Consider the following 6,842-nt stretch of genomic DNA (forward strand, 5'->3'; position numbering starts at 1 on the left):
TCGGCGAAGCTGCCGTCGGCATGGCGCCAGATCGGGTTGCGCCAGCGATGGCCGATGGCCGCGCGTTCGATCACATATTCCTCGTTGATCTCGATACCCAGGCCTGGCCCGTTGGGGATTTTCACGAAACCCTGGTCATAGTCGAACACGCCCGGATCGCGCACGTAGTCGAGCAAGTCGTTGCTCTCGTTGTAGTGAATGCCCAGGCTCTGCTCCTGGATAAACGCGTTGTAGCAAGCAGCGTCCAATTGCAAGCAGGCCGCCAGGGCAATCGGGCCCAGCGGGCAATGCAGGGCCAGGGCCACATCGTAGGCTTCGGCCATGTTGGCGATCTTGCGGGTTTCGGTGATGCCGCCCGCGTGGGAAGCATCCGGCTGGATGATGTCGACATAGCCTTCGCTGAGCACGCGCTTGAAGTCCCAACGCGAGAACAGGCGCTCGCCCAGGGCAATCGGCGTACTGGTGAGCGGCGCCAGCTCTTTCAATGCTTCGTAGTTTTCACTGAGCACCGGCTCTTCGATGAACATCAACTTGTACGGGTCCAGTTCCTTCATCAGCACTTTGGCCATGGGCTTGTGCACGCGGCCATGGAAGTCGACGCCAATACCGACGTTGGGGCCGACCGCATCACGCACGGCGGCGACATTGGCCAGGGCCAGGTCGACTTTTTCGAAGCTGTCGACGAACTGCAGTTCTTCAGTGCCGTTCATCTTCACGGCAGTGAAGCCGCGGGCCACGGCCTCTTTGGCGGCACGAGCGGTGTCGGCGGGGCGGTCGCCGCCAATCCAGGAATACACGCGGATCTTGTCGCGCACTTGGCCGCCGAGCAGATCACTGACCGACACGCCGAGGGCCTTACCCTTGATGTCCCACAGCGCCTGGTCGATGCCGGCCAGGGCGCTCATGTGCACCGCGCCGCCACGGTAGAAGCCGCCGCGGTAAAGCACCGTCCAAATGTCTTCGATATTGCGTGGGTCCTTGCCGATCAGGTAGTCGGACAGTTCTTCGACGGCAGCCGCCACGGTATGGGCGCGGCCCTCAACCACGGGCTCACCCCAACCGGTTACGCCCTGGTCGGTCTCGACCTTGAGGAAGCACCAGCGCGGCGGGACGATAAAGGTCGTCAGCTTGGTAATTTTCATCTGTTATCTCTCTTATAGATGCAGCGCCTGCGGGCGCGAACTTGAAGTCAGCTCAGGGCGTTCCAGGCAGCCACATAAGCCTGGGCGCGGCTCGCGACCTGATCCACCGTCATACCCGGTTTGAACAACCCGGAACCCAGCCCGAACCCTTTGGCGCCGGCGTCGATAAACACCTGCATGTTGTCCGGGGTGATACCGCCCACCGGCAGCAACAAAGTGCCCGCAGGTAATACCGCCAGCCACGCCTTGATCACGGCGGGGCCCATTTGCTCGGCGGGGAACAGCTTTAATACGTCGGCACCTTCGGCCAGGGCGGCGAAGGCTTCAGTAGGCGTGGCGACGCCCGGCGACAGCAACAAGCCGGCTGCCTTGGCCGCACGCAGTACCTTGGCATCGCTGTGGGGCATCACGATGACCTGGCCACCCGCGGCTTTCACCTGTTCGACCTGTGCAGGCGTCAACACCGTACCGGCGCCGATCAGGCAATCGGCGGGCAGGGTGTCACGCAGGGTGCGGATGCTGGTGTAAGGGTCCGGCGAATTCAGTGGGACTTCAATCACACGAAAACCAGCCTGGTACAGCACCTGGCCGATGGCTTGGGCCTCGTCCGGGCGAATGCCGCGCAGAATGGCGATCAAACCGTTTTGCGCGAGTGCTTGCTTGAGCATGTCAGGCCTCCGATACAGGTTGAGTGAGCCCGGCCGCCACGGCCAGTTGCCACAGGCCACGCTCGGTGGCTTCCTGTGCCAGGCTGACGTGGGCAAAGCCGCAAAGGGCGAGGGCACGTTGATAACGGGCGCAGAGGGCGGCGGCGCCGACCAGGATGATGGGCTTGTATTGGGCACTGACGGGCAGGCCTGCGAGTTCATGACCGATGAGCAAGCCGGACAGGTAATCGGGCTGTTGGTCAGGGGCGAGTTCGGCAGTGAGTCCAAGGGTGCGGGCGCTGAACAAGGTCGACAGCACGCCGCGCTGGCCATCTTTTGACAGCGCCACCTGCACGCCACGGTCAAAGGCTTCGGCCTGGAAGTGCTCGGATACTCGTTGAGTCCGCCCAAGAAGGCTGTGCTTGCTCAGCACCGCGAACAGCTCGCCGGTCATGAAGGTGTCGAAGTGGGTGATGCAGCCTTCGACGACCTCGACCCACTTGGAATGGCTGCCGGGCAAGCCGATCAACACATCAGCGCCCAGCCCTTGCAGCACGCCCAATACCTGGGTTTCTTCGCCGCGCATCACATTGGGCAAGCCAACCTGCTCGATCACACCCGGCACGATGTGCACGTCGACCCCACGCACGCTGTGCACGCGGTGCAGCGCCTGGCCCAGGCTTGCAACGTCGACCGGCGTATTGCGGTAGGCCGCTTCGCTCCAGCCCTGGGCGCTGCCGACCATGCCGCAGGCGATCACCGGCAGGCTTGGCTCGGCGTCGAGCCAATCGCCACACGCCGCATCGAACGCCAACTCGAAACCGTTGCTGCAACGCACACCGGCAATGTCCCGGGGCTCGCTGGGCAAATGCATGATGCCCCACGCCAGCGCGCGCTGTTCCAGCACCACGCCTGCCGGACCGAGTTTATAAGCACGAAGGGAACTGGTTCCCCAATCGAGCGCGATCAATTGCGCCTGCATCGCTTCACCTGAAATGAGTGGGTGCTGAAAAAAGCAGATGGGCGAATATAAACCTATGCCTGACCATATCTCAATATATAAATATCAATCCCATATATTGAGAGAAAACCATAAAAAATCCCGTCGCCTTTGCACAAGGGAACGGGATTCGTATCAGCGCTGATTAAAAAATAGACAAATTCAGCTCGCGCATCGCTCCCATCCAGATCGCGTAGTCGGTGTGATCTTTCAGGTCATCACCAGTTTCAGGGTGCAGGAACACCACCAGGCCATTGCGGTGCAACGCCAACCACGGCAGTACCACGCCGATGTATTCCGGCTCGAACGCCAGTTGGCAGCTCCAGTCCGGGTGCGGGCCCACAGGCCGCTCGTGCACGCGCCCCATACGCAACGGGAACAGCTTGGTCGCGTCTTCACACAGGGTGCGCGCCTGCTCGATGGTGCTGGCGTCGAAATAGATATGGGCGTGATAGCCCTTGATACGTTGCATGGCGAAATCCGTGTCCACTGTGCGCCGATCCTAGACCGCAATCGACGGCAGGGCCAGCCCGGTCAACGACTTCGCGCTGCTGGCCTGCTCCGCTACCAACCAGTCGACAAAGCGCTCGATCAACTGGCCCCGACGTTTACGCTGTGGCTGCACGACGTAATACCCGAAGCGCGACACCACCGTGTCGCTGATCGGCCGGCATAACCAGTTCTGTTGCAGCAGATCATCCACCAGGTGGAGCCAACCGATGGCAACACCCTGGCCGGCAATCGCTGCCTGGATCAACAGCGTGTAGTTGTCGAAGCGCAACTGGCCTGGGGTGGGCGTGGCAGTGATGCCCAACTCGCGAAACATACCGCTCCAGTCGAACCACTGGCTGTTGTTTTCCTGGCGCAGGTGCAGCAGGGGAGAATCCTGCAAATTTCGTACAGTCAGCGGCGTGGACTGCGCCTTGAGCCACTGCGGGCTGCACACCGGGAAAACCTCCTCATTGAACAGCCACAGGCTGTCGCCCTGTTTGAAGCGGCCATCGCCAAACAACACCGCTACGTCGATATCACTGCGCAGGGTGGCGTGATTGCGTTCGCTGGTGACCAGGCTGACATCCACCAGCGGGTTGGCCTGATGGAAACGATGCAGGCGCGGCATCAGCCAGTAGGCAGCGAACGCGAAGTCGGTGGCTACTTGCAACACCTCATGCTGACCCTGCTGGGTGATTGCGCTCAGGCCTTGGTTGATGGTCTGCAAGCCACCCTGGGTGTGCTCGAACAACAGCATACCCGCGTCGGTCAATTCGATGCCTCGGTAGATGCGATCAAACAAGCGAATCGCCAACTGTTCCTCAAGGCGCTTGATCTGCTGGCTGATGGCCGGCTGGGTGGTGCCCAGCTCCATCGCGGCAGCGGTAAAGCTGCGATGGCGCGCGGCGGCTTCGAAGACGCGCAACAGGTCAAGGGACAGGCCACCGAGGGCTTCATACATAAGCTGTAGTTATCCTAGACATTGCTTTTCATGGGCTTTACCCCACTTTCCATGGGCCGCATGCTCATTCGCATAAACACTGCCTATGGAATGCCGATAGATCATGAAGCGCAAGAACATTCTTTTCATCATGGCCGATCAAATGGCTGCGCCGATGCTGCCGTTCTACGGACCTTCCCCGATCAAACTGCCGAACCTGAGCCGCCTCGCCGCCCAGGGCGTAGTGTTCGACGCAGCCTATTGCAACAGCCCGTTGTGCGCGCCGTCGCGCTTCACATTGGTCAGCGGCCAGTTGCCGAGCAAGATCGGCGCCTACGACAACGCGGCGGATTTCCCCGCCGATGTACCGACTTATGCCCACTACCTGCGCCGTCTCGGCTATCGCACAGCGCTGTCAGGCAAGATGCATTTCTGCGGGCCGGACCAACTGCACGGCTACGAAGAGCGCCTGACCAGCGACATCTACCCCGCCGACTATGGCTGGGCCGTGAACTGGGATGAACCGGACGTGCGCCCCACCTGGTACCACAACATGTCGTCGGTGCTGCAAGCCGGCCCGTGCGTGCGCACCAACCAGCTGGATTTCGACGAAGAGGTGGTGTTCAAAGCCCAGCAGTATCTGTTCGACCATATCCGTGAAGACGGCGACCAACCGTTCTGCTTGACCGTATCGATGACCCATCCCCACGACCCGTACACCATTCCCAAACCATTCTGGGATCTGTACGACGACAGCGATATCCCTTTGCCTGCGACGCCGCCTCAGGCTGATCTCGATCCGCATTCCCAGCGCCTGCTCAAGGTCTACGACCTATGGGGCAAGCCATTGCCTGTGGATAAGATTCGCGATGCGCGGCGCGCCTACTTCGGTGCGTGCAGCTACATCGACAGTAACGTCGGCAAGCTTCTGCAAACCCTGGAAGACACCGGCCTGGCCGACGACACGATCATCATCTTCTCCGGCGACCACGGCGACATGCTCGGCGAGCGCGGCCTCTGGTACAAAATGCACTGGTTTGAAATGGCCGCCCGGGTGCCGCTGCTGGTGAATGCGCCGGGGCAATTCGCGGCGGGCCGCGTGTCTCAAGCCGTGTCCACCGCCGACCTGTTGCCGACCCTGGTGGAACTGGCCGGCGGCGAACTGGACCCGCGCCTGCCGCTGGACGGCCGCTCACTGCTCCCGCACCTGCAAGGGCAGGGCGGGCATGATGAAGTGTTTGGCGAGTACATGGCCGAAGGCACTATCAGTCCGCTGATGATGATTCGCCGTGGCGCCTACAAATTCATCTACAGCGAAGACGACCCTTGCCTACTGTTCGATGTACACAACGACCCACGGGAGCAGGAAGACCTCAGCCAGTCGCCGCACCATCAGGCGTTGTTTGCAGCTTTCCTGGACGAGGCACGGGCCACATGGGACATCCCGGCGATCCACCAACAGGTGCTCGCCAGCCAACGCCGCCGTCGCCTGGTGTTTGAGGCGCTGACCGAGGGCAAGCTGAAGAGCTGGGACCACCAGCCACTGGTGGACGCCAGTCAGCAATACATGCGCAACCATATCGACCTCGACGACCTGGAGCGCAAGGCACGTTATCCACAACCCTGCCAAAACCAATAAATAGACAGAGGGAAGGCCATGCAAAAGTTAACTGTGATGCTGGGGCTCCTGGCGCTGGGAAGCGCCAATGTTTACGCAGACGCCAGTTGTGAAACGGTAAAGATGGCCGATCCAGGCTGGAGCGATATCGCGGCCACCAATGCCATCACCGGTTTCCTGCTGACGGGCATGGGCTACAAACCCAAGGTCGACACCCTGGCCGTGCCGATCACTTTTGGCGGGCTCAAGGACGGTCAAGTGGATGTGTTCCTGGGGAACTGGATGCCGGCGCAACAGGGTTTCTATGACAAGTTCGTGGCCAATGGCGATGTGGTGCAACTGGCGAAGAACCTCGACGGCACCGAGTTCACCCTCGCCGTGCCGGACTATGTGTGGGACGCCGGGGTGCATGACTTTGCCGACCTGAGTAAATTCGCCGACAAGTTCGACAAGAAGATCTACGGCATCGGCTCCGGCGCGCCGGCAAATATCTCGTTGCAGGAAATCATCAAGAAGAACGACTTTGATCTCGGCCAGTGGAAGCTGATTGAGTCCAGCGAGCAGGCGATGCTTGCCGAGGTGTCGCGCTCGGTGAAGAAACAGAAATTCGTCACCTTTCTTGGCTGGACACCGCACCCGATGAACGTGCAGTTGAAAATGCATTACCTCAAGGGCGGCGAGAAATACTTTGGCGACACCGGCAGTGTGTATACCTTGACCCGCAAGGGTTATGCGCAGGCCTGCCCGAACATCGGGAAGCTGCTGACCAATCTCGGCTTCACCCAGGAAATGGAGAACAGCATCATGGCCGAGGTGGCCAACAACAAGGTCAGCAATGCCGATGCGGCGAAGGCGTGGATCAAGGCCAATCCGGCCGTGCTCGACAAGTGGCTGGACGGCGTGAAGACCCTGGACGGCCAAGACGCATTGCCCGCGGTAAAAGCCAAACTCTAAAGGCCTCAGCCGCCCCTGTGGGAGCTGGCTTGCCTGCGATAGCATCACC

At 60.7% G+C, this 6,842-nt stretch carries 7 protein-coding genes; 2 read left to right on the top strand and 5 right to left on the bottom strand.

The features are described 5' to 3' along the window. The 5 genes from dgoD to ACRESD_RS05905 form a co-directional block, all read right to left on the bottom strand. A partial coding sequence (dgoD, locus tag ACRESD_RS05885; protein WP_431750068.1) for a galactonate dehydratase occupies positions 1-1,142 on the bottom strand: 1,142 nt, incomplete at its 3' end. 47 nt (positions 1,143-1,189) lie between these two features. Next, positions 1,190-1,810 (bottom strand): 2-dehydro-3-deoxy-6-phosphogalactonate aldolase, encoded by a 621-nt coding sequence (locus tag ACRESD_RS05890; protein WP_431750069.1) that lies wholly within the window; start codon positions 1,808-1,810, stop codon positions 1,190-1,192. Between the two features lies 1 nt (position 1,811). Continuing rightward, the gene (locus ACRESD_RS05895) at positions 1,812-2,771 is read right to left on the bottom strand and encodes a 2-dehydro-3-deoxygalactonokinase (RefSeq protein WP_431750070.1); all 960 of its coding nucleotides are present in this window, start codon (positions 2,769-2,771) and stop codon (positions 1,812-1,814) included. Between the two features lie 163 nt (positions 2,772-2,934). Next, positions 2,935-3,261: a DOPA 4,5-dioxygenase family protein gene (locus ACRESD_RS05900; RefSeq protein ID WP_431750071.1), complete on the bottom strand. Its 327-nt coding sequence runs from the start codon at positions 3,259-3,261 to the stop codon at positions 2,935-2,937. A 30-nt stretch (positions 3,262-3,291) separates the two neighbouring features. Further along, positions 3,292-4,242 carry a choline sulfate utilization transcriptional regulator gene (locus ACRESD_RS05905; protein ID WP_431750072.1) on the bottom strand — a complete coding sequence of 317 codons (951 nt, stop codon included), beginning with the start codon at positions 4,240-4,242 and terminating at the stop codon, positions 3,292-3,294. Positions 4,243-4,345: 103 nt separating this feature from the next. Here ACRESD_RS05905 and betC point away from each other — a divergent pair, with 103 nt between their 5' ends. After that, positions 4,346-5,860, top strand: coding sequence for a choline-sulfatase (gene betC / locus ACRESD_RS05910; protein WP_431750073.1), 1,515 nt, complete (start codon positions 4,346-4,348; stop codon positions 5,858-5,860). A gap of 18 nt (positions 5,861-5,878) precedes the next feature. Further along, positions 5,879-6,793 carry a choline ABC transporter substrate-binding protein gene (gene choX / locus ACRESD_RS05915; protein WP_431750074.1) on the top strand — a complete coding sequence of 305 codons (915 nt, stop codon included), beginning with the start codon at positions 5,879-5,881 and terminating at the stop codon, positions 6,791-6,793. The last annotated feature ends 49 nt before the right edge of the window (positions 6,794-6,842 follow it).

Origin of the sequence: Pseudomonas sp., assembly GCF_050739995.1 — a bacterium.
Lineage (GTDB): Bacteria > Pseudomonadota > Gammaproteobacteria > Pseudomonadales > Pseudomonadaceae > Aquipseudomonas.

Coding starts and splice junctions, on each gene's coding strand:
- ACRESD_RS05890 (WP_431750069.1), bottom strand. CDS start 1,810: ATGCTCAAGCAAGCACTCGCGCAAAACGGTTTGATCGCCATTCTGCGC.
- ACRESD_RS05895 (WP_431750070.1), bottom strand. CDS start 2,771: ATGCAGGCGCAATTGATCGCGCTCGATTGGGGAACCAGTTCCCTTCGT.
- ACRESD_RS05900 (WP_431750071.1), bottom strand. CDS start 3,261: ATGCAACGTATCAAGGGCTATCACGCCCATATCTATTTCGACGCCAGC.
- ACRESD_RS05905 (WP_431750072.1), bottom strand. CDS start 4,242: ATGTATGAAGCCCTCGGTGGCCTGTCCCTTGACCTGTTGCGCGTCTTC.
- betC (WP_431750073.1), top strand. CDS start 4,346: ATGAAGCGCAAGAACATTCTTTTCATCATGGCCGATCAAATGGCTGCG.
- choX (WP_431750074.1), top strand. CDS start 5,879: ATGCAAAAGTTAACTGTGATGCTGGGGCTCCTGGCGCTGGGAAGCGCC.